Genomic DNA, 21,316 nt, shown 5'->3' on the forward strand with positions numbered 1-21,316 from the left:
AATGCGCCGCGAATGCAGCCTTAAAGCCTGCTGCAATGGCAGCATCAAATACCCTGTCGAATCACACGACAAACATGGCTTTAATATAGGCGTTAACGGCGATTTTTCCAAATTTTGGGGTCAAATTTGCCGGGGATTCCACTCATTTGGTGCAGGATGAAGCGTCAGGGTGGTGCGCAATCTCTGGAAGTGCCACAATTGCCCCTTATATGCTTATCTGACGGGGACATTCTCGACACGAGGAGCACGTCATGGAAAGCAAAATTGCGATGAAAAAAGCCGCCAGCCCTTTCGTGCCGCCCGCACCGCGCCCGCGCGAAAAGCCGGTCGGGCGCTTCGAGATGATGCGTGTGGTTTACAAGAACCCGCTCGAATTGTGGGGTGAGCCTTCCTATAACGAACCTTGGGTTTCTGTAAGCTGGCTGGGTATCAAAACCATCATAGCCAATGATCCCGGCCTCATCCGTCATGTGCTGGTCGATAATGCTGCAAACTATCCAATGTCTGCCATCCGCCAGCGCGTGCTCCGCCCGCTTCTGCGCGATGGATTGCTGACTGCCGAGGGCCAAGTCTGGAAGCGCTCGCGCAAGGCAATGGCGCCGGTCTTTACCCCGCGTCATATCGGCGGTTTTGCGCTCGCCATGCGCGATCGCTCCCGCCAGTTTGTCGAGCGTTACAAGACCAACGGCATCATCACCGATGTCGCGCACGACATGACGCTGCTCACCTATGACATTCTCGCGGAAACGTTGTTCTCCGGCGAAATTGCCGGTGATCCGAATGATTTCGCCCGCCAGATCGACAAGCTTTTTGAAACCATGGGCCGCGTCGATCCATTTGATCTTCTTGGCTTGCCCGAATGGCTGCCCCGCTTCACGCGATTACGCGGCAACAAATCGCTGAGTTTCTTCCGCGAACTGGTTTCTGATACAATCGCCTTGCGCAAAACACGCATGGATAAAGGCGAAGACGTTCCGAATGATTTCCTGACCTTGCTTTTGCGCGCCGAGGGACCGGACGGTTTGAGCCGCTCGGAAATTGAAGATAACATCATCACTTTCATTGGGGCGGGGCATGAGACCACGGCCCGTGCGCTTGGCTGGACGCTCTATCTGCTTGCCAAGGCACCGCAGGAACGCGCGCGTGTTGAGGCTGAGATCGATGCATTTTTTGCAGGTGGTGGACATGATCTGCCGCCGCAGGAGTGGCTGGCAAAATTGCCGCTGACGCGTGCAGCTTTTGAAGAAGCAATGCGGCTTTATCCGCCAGCACCGTCAATCAACCGCGAGGCCGCAACGGATGACACCTATGGAGATTTGAAAATTGCCAAGGGAACGGCTGTTCTGGTGATGCCGTGGGTGATCCACCGTCACAGGCTTTACTGGGATCAGCCGGATGCCTTCATGCCTGAACGCTTCTGGCCCGAAAACCGCGACAAACTTGATCGCTTTCAATATCTGCCATTTGGTGCAGGTCCGCGGGTCTGCATCGGTGCAAGCTTCGCGCTTCAGGAGGCGGTGATTGCGCTTGCAACCTTGCTTGATGGCCGTCGTTTCGACGTGCTGGAGACGACAAGGCCATGGCCGGTGCAGAAACTCACAACCCAGCCACAGGGCGGTCTGCCGATGAAGGTGGTGATGAGAATATAAATTTTAGGTATCTATTTTCAGCAACTATATTGCCAAATCAAGCGGCTCCAATGACATAAATTCAGTGACTGGAAAGTCTTGATTTAGTTTACTATAGTGAAAATTGTATGAGTTTTTTATTCCTTTATTAATGGTTTTCCTATTTACATCAAGAGCATCTATTTCACTTTTCGAGTACATATATCCATTGAGTTTTTTTATTATATGTGGAAATTGATCCATGAATTGATGATTCCTTTCAATTGTCATTGATCCATCTAATAAAATATTATTTTCTCTTTTTAATTCGGATTTTCCACCAAATCCTATATAGGTAGTGAATTTATCGCCATATTTATCTATTCCATATTTAATCGATAGGGAGTTATGCGTACTTGTTTTTATTTTATACAAATAAGTATTGTCGTTTTTTATATTATTGTAAGGTGATTCTAAGGAGGTATCGTTGCGATGCAGGTTCCTTAACTCTGAAAAACTCCTATAATCAATAATTTTGATTTGTGAATTGCTGATGTATTTATTTAGACCGTCTCTACTGCCAACAAATTGAATGTTATTATTTGTAAGGTGTGGTGATGCGTACGGATTTTTTGGGTAAAATTCGCTTGAATCGAAGCCATTTTTAATTACTTGTAGAGGGGTACCGCGATCTAAACGATAACCAGTTATAAACATTTCTTCAGCCTCGAAGCTGTTCCAGCGCATTGAGCCAAATGACCCGGGTGATAGGTATCGAATATCTAGCATCTGTAAATCCAATATAATTATTTAAAAGTAACATTGCTTGACTTGTAATAATTTTAGGTGACACCCAGTAAATTATTACAAGTCAATTAATGTTAGAACCTGTTATTTTTAACAGAATATATCATAAGTATTATTTATTGTTTTATCGATATATTATTATTTTTATATATGGAATAATTAAGCTAATTCGTTGATTTCTGGAATGTATTTATAATGTTGTTATTGATTTTCATATTCTTTCCGCTCGCCAAGGCACCGCAGGAACGCGCGCGTGTTGAGGCTGAGATCGATGCATTTTTTGCAGGTGGTGGACATGATCTGCCGCCGCAGGAGTGGCTGGCAAAATTGCCGCTGACGCGTGCAGCTTTTGAAGAAGCAATGCGGCTTTATCCGCCAGCACCGTCAATCAACCGCGAGGCCGCAACGGATGACACCTATGGAGATTTGAAAATTGCCAAGGGAACGGCTGTTCTGGTGATGCCGTGGGTGATCCACCGTCACAGGCTTTACTGGGATCAGCCGGATGCCTTCATGCCTGAACGCTTCTGGCCCGAAAACCGCGACAAACTTGATCGCTTTCAATATCTGCCATTTGGTGCAGGTCCGCGGGTCTGCATCGGTGCAAGCTTCGCGCTTCAGGAGGCGGTTATCGCGCTTGCAACCTTGCTTGATGGCCGTCGTTTCGACGTGCTGGAGACGACAAAGCCATGGCCGGTGCAAAAACTCACCACCCAGCCACAGGGCGGTCTGCCGATGAAGGTGGTGAGGCGTTAGGCGACCCCAATGGCGATCCGGGCAAGACGCGGATATTCGGGATCAGCCAAATTACTGAGGCTTTCAAGGTCATCGGGACTGAACCATCCAAGCTCAGAATGTTCATCGCAAACGTTTCGCGGTTCGCCACCGTCCCATTCCGTAATCTGATAAATATGGCTGATGGAATCGCCGTATAGGTCCGGCCTTTTCTCATCCACTGCGCCGATCTTCTGAAACTGCGTTGGACGAATGCCGAGTTCTTCGCCCATCTCCCGAACCAGCGCCTGTTCCAGTGTTTCACCGGGCTCAACATGACCTCCCGGCGCATCCCAATGATTGGGCCACGCCTTCTTCCACGGTGAGCGCAGGCCCATCAGAATTTTTCGCTCGTCATTGACCAGCATGGCACCTACCGTGACAACTTTATCCTTCATCCTGGCGCTCCTGTCATAGCGATGCGTTTGTCAGTCAACTTAACAGCGGGCTTACCAACGCACATCGCCAATTTTTAACGGCCAAGATGTTTGGAATGCCATTGGAGATGCTCATCCATGAAGGACGAGATGAAGAAATAGGAATGGTCATAGCCTTCGCGCATATTGAGCGTGAGTGGGATGCCAGCTTTCTTGCAGACTTCTTCCAATAGCCAAGGACGCAGACCTTCATCGAGAAAACCATCTGCGGTTCCCTGATCGATCAGAAACTCAGGAAAGCGGTAGCCGTCTTCAATCAGTAGCGTCGCGTCATAGGCGCGCCATGCGCGCTCTTCCATACCAAGATATTTTTGCAATGCAGGCTTCGACCATCCGGCGGTTGAGGGCTGCACGATGGGAGCGAAAGCCGATGCAGATTTGAAGCGCTCAGGATTTTTCAGCGCAATCGTTAATGCACCATGTCCGCCCATCGAATGGCCGGTGATGGCCTGACGCGCCATGTCGAGCGGGAATTCTTGTGCCACCAGCTCGGTCAGTTCCTTGGTGATGTAGCTATACATCTGATAGTTCTTGGCAAAAGGCTCCTGCGTGGCATCGACATAAAAGCCAGCACCTTTGCCAAACTGCCAGTTCTGCGGCTCGTCAGGGACATGTTCACCGCGTGGGCTGGTATCCGGGCAAATAACGGCAATTCCCAATTCGGAAGCCATTTGCCGATATTCACCCTTGTCCATTACATTCTGATGCGTGCAGGTGAGGCCGGAGAGATACCACAGCACAGGCACCGGACCGTCCTTGGCCTGTGGCGGCAGGAAAACGGCAAAGGTCATTTCGCACTGATTGGTTTCGCTTTTATGACGATAGACGCCCTGTGTTCCACCAAAGCATTTTGCAGTTGAGATCGTTTCCATGAATAACCCTAACTCCCAAGCGCCACGACCACATTCACTGTCGCTGCGACAAGGACCGTATTGAAAAAGAATGAAACGACGCTGTGCAGAAGCGTTACTTTTCGCATCGCGGTCGTCGTGACATTGGTGTCGGAAGTCTGTGCCGTCATGCCGATGGTGAAGGCGTAATAGGCGAAATCCCAGCCGGATGGCGCGGGCGTCTCAGGAAATGCAAATCCACCTTTCACGCGGCTGGCATGGGCTGAATCTTTTCCGGCGGGTTCTGTTGGTTGCCAAAACATATGAGCGTAGTGAATCGCCGTCATCATGTGGATTGTGCACCATCCCAGCGGTACCGCGGCAAGCGTCATAATCAGCGAAAACAGATCGGCTTGGGGTTTCTGATTGATCAGAACGAACAGCGACACGATCGCCACAACAACGGTGGCAAAAGTCACCAGAAAAATGATCCAGGTAGGTTCATCCGCTGTTGCTGCATGTTTTTTAAGATAGGACGCTGTGAGCTTGGGTAAAGCCACAAGCGCCAGAACGAGATAGAGCACAAAGAAACAGTTGGCCCCGATGACCGGGGCGAGCGGACTGTTTAAAAGCCAGGCAATAATGAAGATTGCCGCACCGCCAATGGCTGCCAGATAAAAGGACATATGGCGGTGTAGCAAAAGCATCAGGTGGCACTTTCCTGTGGTGTAAGCCGCATGTCGACATGCGGAATACCGTCTTCGAGATATTCTTCCGAAACAGCGATAAAGCCGAATGAGCCATAGAATTTCTGCAAATGGCTCTGTCCGCCAAGCTCGATGGCAATGCCCGGAAAACGCGCCTGTGCAAAGACAATCGCCTCTTTCATCAGCCGCTGACCAAGCTTGTAACCACGATAATCCCGCGCCACGACGACACGTCCGATTTTCACCGGCTTGCCATCCTTCTCCGGCGGCAGAACCCGCAAACTTGCTGCAAGTTCTTCACCATCGAGAATGCGCAAGTGAAACGCGTCGTAATCCTTGCCGTCGATTTCGGGGTATGGGCAATTCTGCTCCACCACAAAAACGTCCACGCGCAGCTTCAGCATCGCATAAAGCGCGCGCGGGGTCAGCTGGTCGATTTCATCCCAATGGGAAATGAAACGCTTTTCACCCATCAGTACACAATCACCGAGCGGATGGACTTGCCTTCATGCATCAGATCAAACGCCGTGTTGATCTCATCAAGCGGCATGGTGTGGGTGATGAGGCTGTCGATGTCGATCTTGCCTTCCATGTACCAGTCAACGATTTTCGGCACGTCGGTACGACCGCGTGCGCCGCCAAACGCCGTACCCTTCCAGACGCGTCCGGTGACGAGCTGGAACGGACGTGTCGCGATTTCCTTGCCGGCTTCGGCCACGCCGATGATGATCGATTCACCCCAGCCGCGATGGCAGCATTCGAGCGCCTGACGCATGACATCGGTGTTGCCGGTGGCATCGAACGAATAATCCGCGCCGCCGTCCGTCAGGTCCTGAATGGCCTGCACGACCTTGTCATTGCCGATTTCGCGCGGGTTGATAAAGTCGGTCATGCCGAATTTCTTGGCCATTTCCACCTTGGATGGATTGATGTCCACACCAATGATCTTGTCTGCACCAACCATGCGCGCACCCTGAATGACATTGAGGCCAATGCCGCCAAGACCGAACACAACAACATTGGAACCCGGACGAACTTTTGCCGTGTAAATAACTGCGCCAATGCCGGTGGTGACACCGCAACCAATATAGCAGATCTTGTCGAAAGGCGCATCTTCGCGAACCTTGGCAACTGCGATTTCCGGCAGAACGGTGAAGTTCGAGAAGGTCGAGCAGCCCATATAATGGAACACTTCGCCGCCATCACACGAAAAGCGGGTGGTGCGGTCTGGCATCAGGCCCTGACCCTGCGTTGCACGGATTGAGGTGCAGAGGTTTGAACGCTGCGACAGGCAGGTTTTGCACTGGCGGCATTCCGGCGTGTAAAGCGGGATCACGTGATCGCCCGGTTTGACCGAGGTCACACCGGCACCCACTTCGCGCACAATGCCAGCACCTTCATGGCCGAGAATGGCCGGAAACTTGCCTTCTGAATCAAGACCGGAAAGCGTGTAGGCGTCGGTATGGCAAACGCCGGTCGCCATGATTTCGACCAGCACTTCGCCAGCGCGTGGGCCACCGATTTCAACGGTTTCGATGGTCAGCGGCTTTTTTGCCTCCCAGGCAACGGCTGCGCGTGATTTCATGTTTGCAATCCTTTTTTCCGTGCGACCTATTTCAGATAAGTGCGCAAAATCCGCATGATTTCGTCGATCTCTGCATCGGGATCAGCCACAGCATCGCGGGCTATTGTCTCGCGCGCTTTTCCAAATGTCTCGCGAAAATGGCTTTCCAGCACTTCCGCCATCAATCCGTTGGCAGCCCCGCGCATTGCTGCAATCTGCTGCAAAAGGGCCGCACATTCCGTACCTTCTTCCACCGCACGCTCCAGCGCCTCGGCCTGCCCTTTAATACGGCGCAGGCGCGTCAAAGCGCGCTTCTTGTCTTCCGGTGAATGCGGCATGGAATCTCCCGATTTTCACGAAGCCTATATACTATAGGGGAGTATGTCAATTGCTCCCGAATTGCCTTTTGTGAGCATGGTTTTCTCAGCAATTGGCGTGGCCCGGATTTTATAGCATTTCCAGCAAAAGTGCGAAGCGGTTTTGCATCGGATAATGCGTAAAAACAAACAGTTACAGCGGTTCAATCTTAACTGGAGCTGCTGTAAGCCTCAAGCTTGAGATGCAACAGCGGGTAAGGGCGTCCCTGATCGTCGGTTTCCGAACGACCTGTTTCGACAAAACCCACATGGCGATAAAAGCCTAAGCCTTGCGTGTTCTGCTCGTTCACATCAACGGTTAGCGTGCCGCGTTTTTTCGCGTGCGCAATCATATGTTTGCCAATACCCTTGCCGCGCTGATCGGGCGAAATGAACAGGCTGTCGATATTGTTATCGGTCATGCCCATGAAGCCGACCGGTTTGCCCTCATCCTCGATAACATCGACTTCCACATTTGGCAGATATTGTTCGCCGACCAGCTTTTCGATCTCATCGAAATCTTCACGGCTGAGAAAATCGTGCGTCGCCAGAACGCTTGCGCGCCAGATAGCCGTAAGGGCAGGGGCGTCGGCAGGTGTGGATTTTCGGATATGGATCATCGTCGCTCCTTGTGGGATAAGCACCAAAGCAACGCCTTTATAATACGGAATTTCATTTGACGAGTCTGCCCGATCTTCCCGTTATCCGCATTCTGCCGCAACTGGATGCCGCTTTTGCCAATCATGCAAGTGCAGTTCTGGTTGCCCCTCCCGGCGCGGGTAAGACAACGCTGGTGCCACTGCATTTTTTAAATGCAAGCTGGCGCGGTGATGGCATGATTGTGCTGCTTGAGCCGCGCCGACTGGCAGCACGCGCGAGCGCCCGCCGTATGGCGCAGATCTTGGGTGAAGAGCCGGGCGAAACGGTCGGCTATCGTATGCGCCTTGAAAGCAAGGTCTCGGCGAAGACCAAAATTCTCGTCGTCACTGAGGGCGTTTTTGCACGCATGATCCTCGATGATCCGGACCTCAAGGGCATCGCCGCAGTCCTGTTTGATGAGTTTCACGAGCGCAGCCTTGATGCAGATTTTGGTTTGGCGCTGGCGCTTGATGTGCAGGCCGCCTTGCGCGAGGATCTCAAAATATTGGTTATGTCGGCAACGCTTGATGGTGCGCGGGTTGCATCACTTTTGGGCGGCGCGCCGATTATTGAGAGCGAAGGTCGCGCGTTTCCTGTCGATATTCGCCACCGCGAGCGCAAGCCGGATCAGCGCATTGAAGATGTGATGGTAAGCGCCATCCGTGAAGCGCTGGCGGACGAAACGGGCAGCATTCTCGCTTTCCTTCCCGGTCAGGGCGAGATCGAACGCACCGCAGCAAGCCTGGAAAAATTCCTGCCTGCCAATATCATTCTCGCGCCGCTTTATGGCGCGATGGGGGGCCGAGATCAGGATGCGGCAATCAAGCCAGCGCCCACAGGTTTCCGCAAGGTCGTGCTGGCAACATCCATTGCCGAAACCTCCATCACCATCGATGGGGTTCGGGTGGTGATCGATTCTGGCCTTGCCCGCCTGCCAAAATACGAACCTGCTACAGGCCTCACGCGTCTTGAGACGGTGCGCACGTCACGCGCAAGTGCTGATCAGCGGGCTGGTCGCGCCGGTCGTACCGAGCCGGGCATCGCTATTCGCCTCTGGCATCAGGGTCAAACGGCGTCACTCCCTGCTTTCTCTCCGCCCGAAATTCTGGAGGCCGATCTTTCCGGCCTTGTGCTTGATGCGGCTGCTTGGGGTGTGACCGATCCAGCAACTTTGTCGCTGCTCGATAAGCCACCCGCACCCGCGCTCAAAGAAGCCAAAGCGCTGCTCGTGCGGCTTGGTGCGCTGGATGATGACGGACGCCTAAACGCCGATGGCGAGGCTATGCGCTCGCTCGCCTTGCCTGCTCGTCTGGCGCATATGGTGGCGGAAGCGGGCAAACGTGGCGAAGCTTTGCGCGCTGCAGAACTCGCCATGCTTTTGACCGAGCGTGGTCTTGGTGGCAATGAAACCGATCTCGATACGCGCATGTCGCGGTTCCGCAATGATCGCTCTGATCGCGCGCAACGCGCAAAAAATCTCGCGAAGCGACTGACAACCAATGTGCCCAACAAAGGCGAAGCAGCAGGTTCAAGTGTTGGTCGTATGTTGATTGACGCCTATCCAGACCGTATCGCTAAGGCGCGTGGCGCAACGGGGCAATTTCTGCTGGCCAATGGGCGTGGTGGCGAAGTCGATCCAGCGATCAGCCTCAGCCGTGCGCAATGGCTGGTGGTGGCCGATATGTCGGGTAAAGCAGGCCGTGCGCGTATCTTGTCTGCGGCAGAAGTGTCAGAGACGGAAATCCGTGCAGCCCTCGGCAATAAGATCGAGAGCGGACGACAGATCGTCTATGATGCGGACAAGAACGCGCTGCGTGCGCGTGAAGCCGTGCGCATCGGCGCGATTGCTTTGTCGGAGAAGCCATTGGCTGCGCCTTCGGGTGCGGTTGCTGATGAGGGCGTCATCGCTGCCGTGCGCGAGCATGGTTTGCAGATTCTGCCATGGGGCAAAGAAGCCGAAATTCTGCGCCGTCGTCTCGGCTGGCTTTATCGCGGGCTGGGCGATCCATGGCCGTCAATGGATGACGACAATCTTGTTGAACGTCTTGATGACTGGTTGCTGCCATTTCTCATAGGCGAGGCGCAACTCGACCGCATCCCGGCGCATGTGCTGAAAAACGGTTTGATGAGCCTTGTGCCGTTTGACCTGCAACGCAGCGTCGATCAGCTGGCACCGACGCATTTTGAGGTGCCGACCGGCTCGAATATCCCGATCCGCTATGACACGGAGGAGCCGATTCTTGCCGTTCGTGTACAGGAGTTATTCGGGTTGAGCATTCACCCGGCCATTGCCAATGGCAAAGTGCCGCTTTTGCTGGAATTGCTTTCGCCAGCGCATCGCCCAATCCAGATCACGCGCGATCTTCCGGGCTTCTGGGCTGGCTCATGGGCCGATGTGCGCACCGACATGCGTGGTCGCTATCCGCGTCATGTCTGGCCGGAAGATCCGGCCAATGCGCAAGCGACGCGCAGAGCAAAACCGCGCGGCACTTGATGCCGATCAAGAATGCAGAACCACGTGAACCTCATCCTGATCGCGGATGTTGAGGCTTTCACGGATACGCTTTTCTGAGATCAGCTCAAGGCAATCATGCATATGCGATCCGATACGCCGGAAAACCCACACATTCATGGAATGGGAATGCGCGTGAAGCGTGGCCCGCCAAGCCTGCCCTGTGCCGCGGCGCGGCTTGAAAAGCTTGCGCCGCAGGCTGTTGTTCGCAATTTCGTGCTGTGGGATGACGATGCTCGGTGGAACGAGGCCGCGATCCAGCGCCTTTAGCTGTTTGCGATGGCTTCGCAGAATGGGTGGATATTCCACGATCTGCACATTCAATGAGCCGGAAGCAAACCGATCCGGCCAGTCGCTAGGTGCATTCAAAAGTTTTTTCTTACCCGGAATAACAAGCTCTGAATGCCTGCCCAAGCCTGATGATATCTTCCCCCTGAAGATAACCATGCGTGCCCTCCTACGCTTGTTATTGGGTGTTATAAATTATTCACAAAATTGACACAATTTATCTGGGCGCGCCCTGAAGGCAACGTGATTGCGCTTAAAGCCCGGTAAACTAAGGGGTATCCGTCGTTGCTTGTTAAGCTGCGACTGGATGACACAGTTCTGCTTGCATGAATATTTGCGCTGTCGCATAAGAAGCCAAAAGCGGTTTTGTTCTCGTCGGCTTTTTTGATCGGTATTTTTGAGCACAAAACTGTTTCACATTTTCTGGAATGTCTGGGAGTGGCTATGCACGCAGAATTCGATAATCGCGCTTCCAATCTCTCACGCAGGCCACGTCTGACTACATTGGTGCGTTTGCGCTGGTTGGCTATTGCGGGGCAGACAGCGGCAGTTTTGTTCGTGGCGCTTTATCTGCAATTCAGCTTCGTAATCAGCATTTGCCTCGCCTTGATTTCATCTTCAGCCTGGCTCAATCTCTATCTGGCTTTTCGCTTTCCAAACAATCATCGGCTCAATCCCGATGCTGCAAGTCTGGTGCTGGCTTTCGATATTCTGCAATTGGCGGGGCTGCTTTATCTGACCGGTGGTTTGCAGAACCCGTTTATCATTTTGATGATTGCGCCTGTCATTATCTCGGCGACATCGCTTTCGGTCAGGCATACCTTGGCGCTGGCATTGCTGGTGGTTTTTTGCACTACGTTTTTGTTGATGCATCACCGCCCTTTGCCCTGGTATCCGGGTGAAACACTGGTTTTGCCGTTTCTTTTTGTGGGCGGCATCTGGTGCGCCATCATTTCGGCGCTGGGCTTTACCGGCGTCTACGCCTATCGCATCGCCGAAGAAACCCGACAGTTAGGCGACGCTTTGACGGCAACGGAACTCATACTCCAGCGTGAGCAGCATCTGACCGCGCTTGACGGGCTTGCCGCTGCTGCCGCCCATGAACTGGGAACACCCCTTGCCACCATCACACTTGTGGTCAAGGAAATGCAGCGCACCTATGCAAAAAAGCCCGATAGCGACCCCGCATTGGCGGAAGATATTGCGTTGCTGCAATCGCAGGCGGCGCGCTGTCGCGAAATTTTGCAGCGCCTGACCAGCCTGTCTTCGGAAAATGAAGAACATATGTCACGTTTGCCGTTCTCGTCGCTGATCGAGGAAGTGATTGAGCCGCATCGCAACTTTGGCGTTGCGCTTGAGGTTACAAAGATTGATGGACCCAAGCCTGAACCGGTTGTGCGTCGCAATCCGGGTCTGCTTTATGGACTTGGCAATCTGGTGGAAAATGCCGTCGATTTTGCAAGCGACAAGGTGAGCGTGACCTGGGGTTGGACCGACGCTCATGTGACAGTGACCATCGAAGATGATGGCGAAGGGTTCAAGCCGGAAATTCTTGACCGAATCGGTGAGCCCTACATGACCAGTCGCGACAGCACGCATAATGGCGGTGGCGGACTTGGTCTGGGGCTATTTATTGCGAAAACCTTGCTGGAGCGTTCGGGCGCGCAGATCAGCTTCAGAAACCGCAAGAATCCGGGGCAGGGTGCGGAAGTGAAGGTGGTTTGGCCACGCGCCGCCTTCATTGTAAGCCAATGAAACCATTCAATATTCTATAAATCTGCGCCGTGAATTTCTTTTATACAAAAAGAAAAGGCTGTTTTGATCTTTGAGTCTTTGCTTCAAAAGCGCGTGTAAATACAAGGATTTGCCTGCCTCTAATATGGCATTTTTTTGTTCGGATTGCCTCAACAATTCAATGGCTATTTGACTTTTTGACGCAGGGGTATCAATAAGGGAATAAAAATACAGGCAGGAAGCACCCATGGAAGACTTGAAGCAGGAAGACACCGAAGCCATTGGCAACGATCCCACCCTCCTTCTGGTTGATGATGACAAGCCTTTCTTGCAGCGTCTGGCGCGTGCCATGGAAGGCCGTGGCTTTCAGGTGACGACTGCAGAATCGGTTGAAGAAGGTATTGCTGCAGCGAAAGCCGCAGCACCCGCTTATGCTGTGGTCGACATGCGCCTTGGCGATGGAAATGGCCTTGATGTCATCGAAGCCATTCGTTCGCGCCGCACCGATACGCGTGCAATCGTGTTGACCGGCTATGGCAATATCGCGACGGCTGTGAACGCAGTGAAGCTTGGTGCAATTGACTATCTTTCCAAGCCTGCCGATGCCGATGAGGTTTTCGCGGCTCTGACCCGGCGTCCGGGCGAAAAAGTCGCGCCACCGGAAAATCCGATGTCTGCCGACCGGGTTCGCTGGGAACATATTCAACGCGTTTATGAAATGTGTGAGCGCAATGTTTCCGAAACGGCGCGCCGTCTCAATATGCATCGCCGTACATTGCAGCGGATTCTGGCCAAGCGCGCGCCGCGCTAGTCAGTTGGGTTAATCAATGTCTGTCTCGGGGACATTGAGACCTGCAAGCTCTGCTATCGTCAGGCGTGCAGCACCCGCTCGTGCGAAGCGCAGCATCAGCGCCTTGCGGGTCGCGCCGGGAAGCTTGTGTTCCGGCGCATCGCGCAGAATTTCAGCCCCATAACCATCCGATAAGATAAAGCCGCAATCTTCCGGGAAGATGTCGCGTGGCATAGATGGATGTGTCGCAAAAAACAGCCGGTCGCAATAGGCGCGATAGTCCGGCCATTTCCGATCTGCCTTCCAGTCTTCGATGGATGATTTAATCTCAACAATCCAGATTTCGCTTTTGCGACTGACAGCGATCAGATCAGCACGCCGTCCTGAAGCAAGTGGCAATTCGGGCAGCGTTGCCAATCCCATGTCCAGAAACAGGCGTTGTACACCGCGACGCACGAGCATCGCGTTTTCAGATTGCCTTCCATCGGAAAGCGGGTGGGTTTTGTGGGGAATCACGATTGGCATGGCTGTATTGTGCGCTCCTGCCCGCGTGTCGGGCAAACACAAAACACAACCGCGAGGAAAATGGCAAAAAAGAGGCTGCTCATAAATTTTTAAATCACGGTTAACGGCTGGTTAAGAATCCTCCCGCATATTTGCGACCAAGAGAGCAATGCGCTCGTGTTTTTGCTATTTTGGTCTGGGGGAAATTCATGAAGTCTCGCGTCTTGCAACTGGCCGCAACGCTGCTTCTGGGCGGAATGCTCGCCGGCTGTTCCACTGTTGGTGGCACATTCTATACGGCATCCTATTCGTCGGTCAGCGATGCTGGTTATACAATTCCCGCCATTCCGAATGAAAAAATCCCGCAGCAATATCGTCGCCAGATCGTCAAATATCAGACCAACGAAGCGCCGGGCACGATTATCGTCGATACGGGCGAGAAGTTCCTTTATCTGGTGCAGCCGGATGGCAAAGCGATGCGTTACGGCATCGGCGTGGGTCGCGAAGGCTTCGGCTGGTCGGGAACAGCGCGTGTTGCCATGAAGCGTGAATGGCCGACATGGACGCCACCAGCGGCTATGATCAAGCGTCAGCCGGAGCTGGCGAAATATCGCAACGGCATGCAACCCGGTCTCAAGAACCCGCTGGGTGCACGTGCGCTTTATCTCTACAATAAGAGCGGCGACACCGGCTATCGTATTCATGGAACGCCGGAATGGTGGTCGATCGGCAAGGCGATGTCATCAGGCTGCGTTCGCATGATGAATCAGGATATACTAGATCTTTATGAGCGTGCCGAACAAGGAGCCAAGGTTATCGTCCGATAAGATAAGATATAAAAAGGCCGCTGAAAAGCGGCCTTTTCGTTAGCAGTTATAAAGACTTAAATCTGCTCGACCTGCTGCACTTCCGGTACGAAATGGCGCAGAAGGTTCTGAATGCCGTGCTTGAGCGTCGCCGTCGATGACGGGCAACCGGAGCATGCACCCTTCATGTGCAAAAACACGGTCCCGTTTTCAAAACCGCGGAAGGTGATATCGCCGCCATCCTGTGCCACAGCCGGGCGGACGCGGGTTTCGATCAGCTCCTTGATCGTTTCAACGATCTCAACATCGGCTTCATCGAAGAATTCTTCTTCATCATGAGCATCCCCGGCGGCTGCACCGGCATTGCCAGCCATGGCAGCTGCGCCCGACATGAAATGTTCCATGATCGTGCCCAGAATAGCCGGTTTCAGATGCTGCCATTCGCCGTCTTCCTTGGTGACTGTGATAAAATCATAACCAAAGAAAACGCCGGTGACGCCCGGAACTGCGAACAGCTTGGCTGCAAGCGGCGATGTATTGCCTGCGCTTGCGGCATCGCGGAAATCCGCAGTACCCTCTGGCATGACCACTTTACCCGGCAGAAACTTGAGGGTTGCCGGGTTTGGTGTGGTCTCGGTCTGGATGAACATCGTCGTTCTCCGCTTTCACTGTCTGAAACTTTTCGTAAACATGGCTAGGCGTAAAGGCAGATTTTGCCAAGAACGGTCCTACATAATCTATCATCAATATAGGGTGATTAGGTCACCGCATCAATGTCTTCATCGGAAAGACTGGATGGAATGACGGTCACAGGGATCTGGAACTGGGCGCGATTGGCAATAGACTGGACGAGAGGGCCGGGGCCGTCTTTGCCGGAACCTGCCGCCAGCACAAGAATGGCTATGTCCTGATCTTCTTCAATGAGGCTGGGCAATTCATCACTGATCAACCCTTCGCGGATGATCAGCTCCGGCTCAATGCCCTGTTCTTCACGCACTTTCGCTGCGAATTTTTCAAGCGTCGAGCGTGCACGTTCTTCAGCTTCAGCACGCATAATTTCGCCAACGCCCAGGATTTGTTGAAAATCGGAATTGTCGATGACAAAAAGCATGACCAACGCGCCATTTGAGTTTTTGGCGCGGCGCGCGGCATAAGCAACGGCACGCCCGCATTCAGGCGTCTCGTCAATCACGGCAAGAAACTTGCGGCGGTGACCGGCTTCCCGGCTAAGTCGTTTTGATACCATGGCGATAATGTGGCATTCTAAGACGTCGCCCGCAAGCAGGCGACGTCAGAATATTACACGTCATATTTATCAGTCTTGCAGCCAGCCGATGATGTCGCGCACATGACGCATATTGGTTTCTGCGATCGTTCTTGCGCGTTCGCCGCCATCTTTCAGAACACTGTCGATATAGGCAGGATCAGCCACCAGACGACGCATTTCATGGGTGATTGGCGATAGTTTTGAAACAGCCAGATCAGCAAGAGCTGATTTAAATTCGGAGAACTGACGTCCACCGAATTCACCCAGAATGTCTTCCTTCGACTTTGAAGAAAGGGCTGCATAGATACCGACAAGGTTGTCCGCTTCCGGCCGTCCAGCCAGGCCATCAATTTCCGAAGGCAAGCCTTCCGAGTCGGTCTTGGCCTTGCGGACCTTCTTGTTGATGGTGTCTTCGTCATCAATCAGATTGATGCGCGACAGATCCGACGGATCAGATTTCGACATTTTCTTGGTGCCATCGCGCAGCGACATGATGCGCATGGCCGGACCCGAAATCATCGGCTCGGTCAGCGGGAAGAAGCCGGAAACCTGCTCGTCTCCCACCTGCATATCCACGCCGATACCGAGTGACGCGATGCGGTCGGAATAATCATTGTTGAATTTTTGGGCGATGTCGCGCGTCAGCTCCAGATGCTGTTTCTGGTCTTCGCCCACAGGCACATGCGTTGCGCGATAAAGCAGAATGTCAGCCGCCATCAGGCTTGGATAAGCGAAGAGGCCGAGCGAAGCATTTTCGCGATCCTTGCCAGCCTTGTCCTTGAACTGCGTCATGCGGCTCATCCAGCCGATGCGCGCCACGCAGTTGAACACCCATGCAAGCTCGGCGTGCTGCATCACGCGGCTCTGGTTGAAAACGATGCTACGCTTGGGGTCGATACCGGCGGCAAGGAAGGCAGCCGTGACTTCGCGTGTTGACTGAATGAGTTCGAGCGGATCGGGTGAGACGGTCAGCGCGTGCATATCGACCACGCAATAAATGCATTCCTGTGTTTCCTGCACCTCGACCCACCGCTTGATGGCACCCAGATAATTACCAAGGTGAAGGTTTCCGGTCGGTTGAACGCCGGAGAAGACAAGCGGCTTAAACGTGCTCATGATATGATCCTGATGTTGGCCTTCGCCGGTGGAGAGCGAAGGGTATTTATTATGATGCGGTGTTTTCGCAGAGCTGTGATTGCCTTTCAAGGCAATTATTCTTGATTGTCAGACTGTTTCTTTGTGCCACCACGCTTGATGCCGCGACGGATCATAGCCGTGTTCGCGCCGCCCAGTCCGAAGGCCAGACTAAAGTAGACGACCATGGCGCCTGCAACCATTGCCGCAACAGTTCCGGCGCGCACGCCAAAAGACGATGCCGATGACAACTCATGGGCAAAATAGCCAAGAGAAAAATGAATGCCCAAAGCCATGACAGCGGCTGCAATCAACAGGCGTGGAATACGCGTGAGAAGCGCAACATCATTGCCCCAATGACCGCGCTTCACCAGCGTTGCAAACAAAAGCGCTGCATTCACCCAGCCTGCTGTGATTTCTGCAATGGCGATGCCGCTCGGCCCCATGCGCGAAAACAGCGTGATCGCAAGTGTGATGTTCACAGCAACCGAAATGGCTGCGAAGATCATCGGCGTTCGGGTATCTTCGCGGGCAAAGAAGCCCGGAATAAACGCTTTGATCAGTACATAGGCAGGCAGGCCGATGCCATAAATTGCCAGAATATTGGAGACGACAAGTGTCGATTCTGCACTGAACTGCCCGCGTTCAAACAGCAGGCGAACGATTGGTTCCGACATCACCAAAAGGGCTGCTGCTGCGGGAAGTGTGAGAAACAGTGTGAACTCGACCGAGCGATTTTGTAGGTTTGCGGCTTCCTGCATATGCCCGCCGCGCAACGCGCGCGACAATTCCGGCAGAAGCACGGTTGCAACCGCAATGCCCACCACGCCAAGCGGCAACTGATAAATGCGATCAGCATAGACGAGTGAGGAGACAGCCCCTTCCATGCCTGACGCAATATTGGTGTTGATCAGCAGATTGATCTGCGTGATGCCGCCGGTAATAGCGGCAGGAAGTGCGAGCACCAGCAGTCGTTTGACACCGGGTGTGAGGCGCGGACGACGAAAGCCGATTTTGATGCCAGCAACGCGCACATCGATCCAGACAATGGCAAGCTGCACAAGCCCCGCCGCCATCACCCCCCACGAAAGCGCATAGCCGACAGCCAGCGCGTCATAGCCCCGCCACCATGCGAAAGCCAGAACAGCAATCAGGATGATGTTGAGAAAGACTGGAGCCACGGCTGCTGCAAAATAGCGATGCAGGGAATTGAGCATACCTGCCATCATCGAAGCCAGCGACATACAGGCGAGATAGGGAAACATGATGATCGCCAGCCGCACCGTATTGTCGAATTTTACCGGATCATCGGTAAAGCCCGGCGCAATGACCGTGCGCACGATAAATGGCATGGAGATTTCCATGACGATGGTGATGAAAAGCAGCACCGTGAACAGAACGCCGAACACTTCTTCGGAAAAGCGGCGCGCACCATCCATGCCGTTTTTTTCGATTTCCTTGGCAAAAAGCGGCACGAAGGCGGCGTTGAATGCGCCTTCGGCAAACAACCGGCGAAATGTGTTCGGGAAACGGAAAGCCGCATTGAACGCATCCGCAACCGGTCCGGTGCCAAGCGCTGCCGCCATGAACATTTCACGCGTGAAGCCGAAAATGCGGCTCATCAGCGTGCCAGACGCAACGGTTGCGAATTTCTTGACCAAACTCATTGACTAAAAAACCTATGCTGCTGCGCGACCGTTGGTCTTGGCGGTGTTTTCGCCGCTAAGCACGGCAATAAGCTTGCGTCTGATATTGCCCTGACGCGTTGCGTTTGAAATTTTGTGTCCCACGAGATCCGTGATATAGAAACTATCGATGACCTTCTCGCCAAAGGTGGTGATGTGGGCTGAAGCAATATCCAGTGACAAGTCGGAAATAAGGCCAGTCAGTTCCGATAAAAGACCGGGCCGGTCAAGACCTTCCACTTCGATAACCGTGAATTTGTCGGAGAGTGTGTTGTTAATCTCCACATGCGGCTCGACTTTGAAGGCTTTGGTGCCCCTCTTGGGCTTTGTGCGTTTGGCCAGCACATCCGGCAGATGAGCTTTGCCGGACAGCACATCTTCGATCACCTTGCCAACCCGCTCCGCACGGCGGCGTTCGTCTTCGTCGGTATCGAATTCGCGGCTGATCAGGATCGTATCAAGCGCGCGTCCATCGCCGGTGGTGAAAATCTGCGCGTCGACAATATTGCCGCCAGCCGCCGCGCAGGCACCGGTGATAATCGACAGAAGGCGTGGATGGTCGGGTGCAAGGACGGTAATTTCCGTCACTGCCTCAAATGTGTGTGGTTTGGCCATCGTGGCAAGGACGCGACCATTGCGATCTGTTTCGCGGATGAAATGCGCATGGCGCACCTGATCGTCGAGGCTGACGGTCAGGAAATAATTGGTGTAATGCAGGCCAAGATAGGCATCGCGCTCGGCTTCTGGCCAGTCGGCAAGCTTTTCAGCCAAAGCTGCGCGCGCCTGCCGGTCACGGTCTGCGCGCGGGAGTTCCGAGAAGCCCCCTGTCAGCACCAGTTCTGTTTCGTAAAAAAGTGTGCGCAGAAGCTGGCCTTTCCAGCCATTCCACACACCGGGGCCAACACCCTTGATGTCGCAAACAGTGAGGATCAGAAGCAGCCTGAGCCGTTCCATTGTCTGCACGGTATCGGCAAAATCGACAATCGTCTTGCGGTCATTGAGATCGCGCGATTGTGCAACCATGCTCATGGTTAGATGTTCGCGCACCAGCCATTCTACGGTTTTTGTTTCGGACGCGGACAGGCCAAAACGCGGGCAGAGCCTGCGTGCAATGCGGGCACCGGCGATAGAATGATCTTCAGGTCTGCCCTTGGCAATATCATGCAGGAGTAAAGCGACATACAGCACGACGCGATCCCGCCGCATGGCGCTGACGAGATGATTGGCCAGCGGATGCTCGTTTTCCAACTCGCCATGTTCAATCTCGGAAAGCACGGCTATACAGCGCAGAAGATGTTCATCGACCGTATAGTGATGATACATGTTGAATTGCATCATCGCGACGATCTTGCCAAAATCCGGGATGAATTTACCAAGCACGCCGGATTCATTCATGCGCCGCAGGATGAGTTCTGGATTGCGCGGCGAGGTCAGCACTTCCAGAAACAGCTTGTTGGCTTCCGGGTTTTCGCGCAACTCGGCATTGATCAGTTTCAGCGAGCGGGTGAGCTGCTGCATGGCATCAGGATGGAACTCCAGTCCCAGCTTGTCTGCCAGATGAAAAATCCGAATGATATTGACCCGATCGCGTTTGAACACATCGGCATCGGCAATGTTAATGCGATGGTTTTCTGAGACAAAATCATTGCTTCCGGCAAGTTTACGCTTGCGGCGTGAGAAGGTAAGGAAGATGCGGTTAAAGCCCGGCACGTGCTTGGCCTGTTCCTCTTCCAGCGCCGCACAAAGAATGCGCGTCAGATCGCCGACATCCTTGGCGACCAGGAAGTAATGCTTCATGAAGCGCTCGACATAGTTCTGGCCAGGATGGGCGGTATAGCCCAGACGCTGCGCGATTTCCGGCTGAATGTCGAAGGACAGGCGTTCTTCTGCCTTGAGCGTTGCAAAATGCATATGGCAGCGCACCGCCCAGAGGAAATCTTCTGCCTTGTTGAACAGCTTGAGTTCTGCGCGTGAAAGCACGCCAAGCTTGACCAGTTCTTCCTTGCTTTTGACACGGTAGAAATATTTGGCGATCCAGAACAATGTATGCAGATCGCGCAGGCCGCCTTTGCCTTCCTTGACGTTTGGTTCGACCAGATAGCGGGTTTCGCCTGCCTTTTTGTGGCGATTGTCGCGTTCGGCAAGCTTGGCCTGAATGAATTCAGGGCCGGTATCTTTGACCACTTCTTCATCAAAACGCGTGTTGAGCGCATTGAACAGATCGCGATTGCCGATGATGAAACGCGCATCCAGAATGGCGGTGCGGATCGTCATGTCTTCGCGCGAAAGGCGGATGCATTCATCGATATTGCGCGTGGAATGGCCGACTTTCAGGCCCATATCCCACAGCATATAGAGCATATATTCCGCAACCTGCTCGCCCCATGGCGTCTGCTTATAGGGTAGCAGAAACAAAAGATCGATGTCGGAGCCGGGAGCAAGTCCGCCGCGCCCATAGCCACCAACGGCGACAATCGCCATGTTTTCGGCTTTGGATGGGTTCGTCATCGGATAGGCTTTGGTGCTGGCAAACTCAAACAGCACGCTGATCAGCGTATCCATGAGATAAGACAGGCGCCGCGCGCAGAGCGTGCCGCCGCCATCTTTCATCAGCAGGCTTTCAGCATTGGCGCGACCGCGGATCAGAGCGTCTTTGAGCGCATGAAGCACAACCTTGCGAACAGGCAGGCTTTGATAGCTTTCATCGGCTGAATCCGCCAGCTCATTGAGCTTGCGGCGAAGGGCTTCGGGATTGACGATTTCTTCAAGTTTCAGGTCGTGTGCGCTCATGCGGCTTGTATGTCCGGCTTTGGGGAAGGGACTTGCGATGACGGATCTATCCTATAGCCGGTTTTAAATTGTATGAATATTCAAA

General features: G+C 53.5%; 21 protein-coding genes. 6 read left to right on the top strand and 15 right to left on the bottom strand.

Annotated elements, in window-relative coordinates; all coding sequences use genetic code 11:
• Nucleotides 1–269 precede the first annotated feature (269 nt).
• The gene (locus ABE530_RS00900) at nt 270–1,649 is read left to right on the top strand and encodes a cytochrome P450 (RefSeq protein ID WP_499693650.1); all 1,380 of its coding nucleotides are present in this window, start codon (nt 270–272) and stop codon (nt 1,647–1,649) included.
• Between the two features lie 24 nt (nt 1,650–1,673).
• On the opposite strand, the gene ABE530_RS00905 is transcribed toward ABE530_RS00900, so the two are convergent.
• Complete coding sequence (locus ABE530_RS00905; protein ID WP_499693303.1) at nt 1,674–2,396, bottom strand: hypothetical protein; 723 nt, start codon at nt 2,394–2,396, stop codon at nt 1,674–1,676.
• Between the two features lie 222 nt (nt 2,397–2,618).
• On the opposite strand from ABE530_RS00905, the gene ABE530_RS00910 reads away from it, so the two are divergent.
• Nucleotides 2,619–3,170 carry a cytochrome P450 gene (locus ABE530_RS00910; RefSeq protein WP_499693651.1) on the top strand — a complete coding sequence of 184 codons (552 nt, stop codon included), beginning with the start codon at nt 2,619–2,621 and terminating at the stop codon, nt 3,168–3,170.
• Here ABE530_RS00910 and ABE530_RS00915 read toward each other — a convergent pair.
• The 7 genes from ABE530_RS00915 to ABE530_RS00945 all read right to left on the bottom strand — a co-directional run bounded on the left by ABE530_RS00915 (nt 3,167) and on the right by ABE530_RS00945 (nt 7,702).
• A complete protein-coding gene (locus ABE530_RS00915) occupies nt 3,167–3,586 on the bottom strand; it encodes an NUDIX hydrolase (protein WP_265982696.1) in 420 nt (139 codons plus the stop codon). The two genes, ABE530_RS00910 and ABE530_RS00915, sit on opposite strands and share 4 nt — an antisense overlap.
• 74 nt (nt 3,587–3,660) lie before the next feature.
• Nucleotides 3,661–4,497: an S-formylglutathione hydrolase gene (gene fghA / locus ABE530_RS00920; RefSeq protein ID WP_499693304.1), complete on the bottom strand. Its 837-nt coding sequence runs from the start codon at nt 4,495–4,497 to the stop codon at nt 3,661–3,663.
• A gap of 8 nt (nt 4,498–4,505) precedes the next feature.
• Nucleotides 4,506–5,162: a DUF1345 domain-containing protein gene (locus tag ABE530_RS00925; RefSeq protein WP_499693305.1), complete on the bottom strand. Its 657-nt coding sequence runs from the start codon at nt 5,160–5,162 to the stop codon at nt 4,506–4,508.
• Entirely contained in the window at nt 5,162–5,635 is a 474-nt protein-coding gene (locus ABE530_RS00930) for a GNAT family N-acetyltransferase (RefSeq protein ID WP_499693306.1), read from the bottom strand. The genes ABE530_RS00925 and ABE530_RS00930 overlap by 1 nt, the downstream gene beginning before the upstream one ends.
• Nucleotides 5,635–6,747 carry an S-(hydroxymethyl)glutathione dehydrogenase/class III alcohol dehydrogenase gene (locus ABE530_RS00935; RefSeq protein WP_187543493.1) on the bottom strand — a complete coding sequence of 371 codons (1,113 nt, stop codon included), beginning with the start codon at nt 6,745–6,747 and terminating at the stop codon, nt 5,635–5,637. The genes ABE530_RS00930 and ABE530_RS00935 overlap by 1 nt, the downstream gene beginning before the upstream one ends.
• A 26-nt stretch (nt 6,748–6,773) precedes the next feature.
• A complete protein-coding gene (locus tag ABE530_RS00940; protein WP_499693307.1) occupies nt 6,774–7,064 on the bottom strand; it encodes a metal/formaldehyde-sensitive transcriptional repressor in 291 nt (96 codons plus the stop codon).
• Nucleotides 7,065–7,252: 188 nt separating this feature from the next.
• Complete coding sequence (locus ABE530_RS00945; protein WP_499693308.1) at nt 7,253–7,702, bottom strand: acetyltransferase; 450 nt, start codon at nt 7,700–7,702, stop codon at nt 7,253–7,255.
• 56 nt (nt 7,703–7,758) lie between these two features.
• On the opposite strand from ABE530_RS00945, the gene hrpB reads away from it, so the two are divergent.
• Nucleotides 7,759–10,215, top strand: coding sequence for an ATP-dependent helicase HrpB (gene hrpB / locus ABE530_RS00950; RefSeq protein WP_499693309.1), 2,457 nt, complete (start codon nt 7,759–7,761; stop codon nt 10,213–10,215).
• A 6-nt stretch (nt 10,216–10,221) separates the two neighbouring features.
• Here hrpB and ABE530_RS00955 read toward each other — a convergent pair whose 3' ends face one another.
• Nucleotides 10,222–10,680, bottom strand: coding sequence for a DUF120 domain-containing protein (locus tag ABE530_RS00955; protein WP_265982703.1), 459 nt, complete (start codon nt 10,678–10,680; stop codon nt 10,222–10,224).
• Nucleotides 10,681–10,965: 285 nt separating this feature from the next.
• Between ABE530_RS00955 and ABE530_RS00960 the strand changes: the two genes are divergently transcribed.
• Together ABE530_RS00960 and regA are read left to right on the top strand one after the other, a co-directional pair.
• Entirely contained in the window at nt 10,966–12,276 is a 1,311-nt protein-coding gene (locus ABE530_RS00960) for an ActS/PrrB/RegB family redox-sensitive histidine kinase (protein ID WP_499693310.1), read from the top strand.
• A gap of 226 nt (nt 12,277–12,502) precedes the next feature.
• Nucleotides 12,503–13,066 (top strand): global response regulator transcription factor RegA, encoded by a 564-nt coding sequence (gene regA / locus ABE530_RS00965; protein ID WP_024898183.1) that lies wholly within the window; start codon nt 12,503–12,505, stop codon nt 13,064–13,066.
• A gap of 9 nt (nt 13,067–13,075) precedes the next feature.
• Here the strand turns inward: regA and ABE530_RS00970 are convergent, their stop codons facing one another.
• On the bottom strand, nt 13,076–13,570 hold the full coding sequence (locus tag ABE530_RS00970) for an MmcB family DNA repair protein (RefSeq protein WP_499693311.1): 495 nt from the start codon (nt 13,568–13,570) through the stop codon (nt 13,076–13,078).
• Nucleotides 13,571–13,758: 188 nt separating this feature from the next.
• Between ABE530_RS00970 and ABE530_RS00975 the strand changes: the two genes are divergently transcribed.
• The gene (locus tag ABE530_RS00975) at nt 13,759–14,376 is read left to right on the top strand and encodes a L,D-transpeptidase (protein ID WP_499693312.1); all 618 of its coding nucleotides are present in this window, start codon (nt 13,759–13,761) and stop codon (nt 14,374–14,376) included.
• A 56-nt stretch (nt 14,377–14,432) separates the two neighbouring features.
• Here ABE530_RS00975 and ABE530_RS00980 read toward each other — a convergent pair whose 3' ends face one another.
• From ABE530_RS00980 to ABE530_RS01000, 5 genes are all read right to left on the bottom strand, one after another.
• The gene (locus ABE530_RS00980) at nt 14,433–15,005 is read right to left on the bottom strand and encodes a NifU family protein (protein WP_265982707.1); all 573 of its coding nucleotides are present in this window, start codon (nt 15,003–15,005) and stop codon (nt 14,433–14,435) included.
• 107 nt (nt 15,006–15,112) lie between these two features.
• On the bottom strand, nt 15,113–15,601 hold the full coding sequence (locus ABE530_RS00985; RefSeq protein ID WP_265982708.1) for a universal stress protein: 489 nt from the start codon (nt 15,599–15,601) through the stop codon (nt 15,113–15,115).
• 69 nt (nt 15,602–15,670) lie between these two features.
• Nucleotides 15,671–16,738 (bottom strand): tryptophan--tRNA ligase, encoded by a 1,068-nt coding sequence (gene trpS / locus ABE530_RS00990; protein ID WP_499693313.1) that lies wholly within the window; start codon nt 16,736–16,738, stop codon nt 15,671–15,673.
• Between the two features lie 95 nt (nt 16,739–16,833).
• Nucleotides 16,834–18,423, bottom strand: coding sequence for a murein biosynthesis integral membrane protein MurJ (murJ, locus tag ABE530_RS00995; protein WP_499693314.1), 1,590 nt, complete (start codon nt 18,421–18,423; stop codon nt 16,834–16,836).
• Nucleotides 18,424–18,435: 12 nt separating this feature from the next.
• Nucleotides 18,436–21,231, bottom strand: a complete 2,796-nt coding sequence (locus ABE530_RS01000) for a [protein-PII] uridylyltransferase (RefSeq protein WP_499693315.1) — start codon at nt 21,229–21,231, stop codon at nt 18,436–18,438.
• Nucleotides 21,232–21,316 lie beyond the last annotated feature (85 nt).

The organism is Brucella sp. TWI559, from assembly GCF_039674265.1.
GTDB classification, from domain to species: Bacteria; Pseudomonadota; Alphaproteobacteria; order Rhizobiales; family Rhizobiaceae; genus Brucella; species Brucella chromiisoli.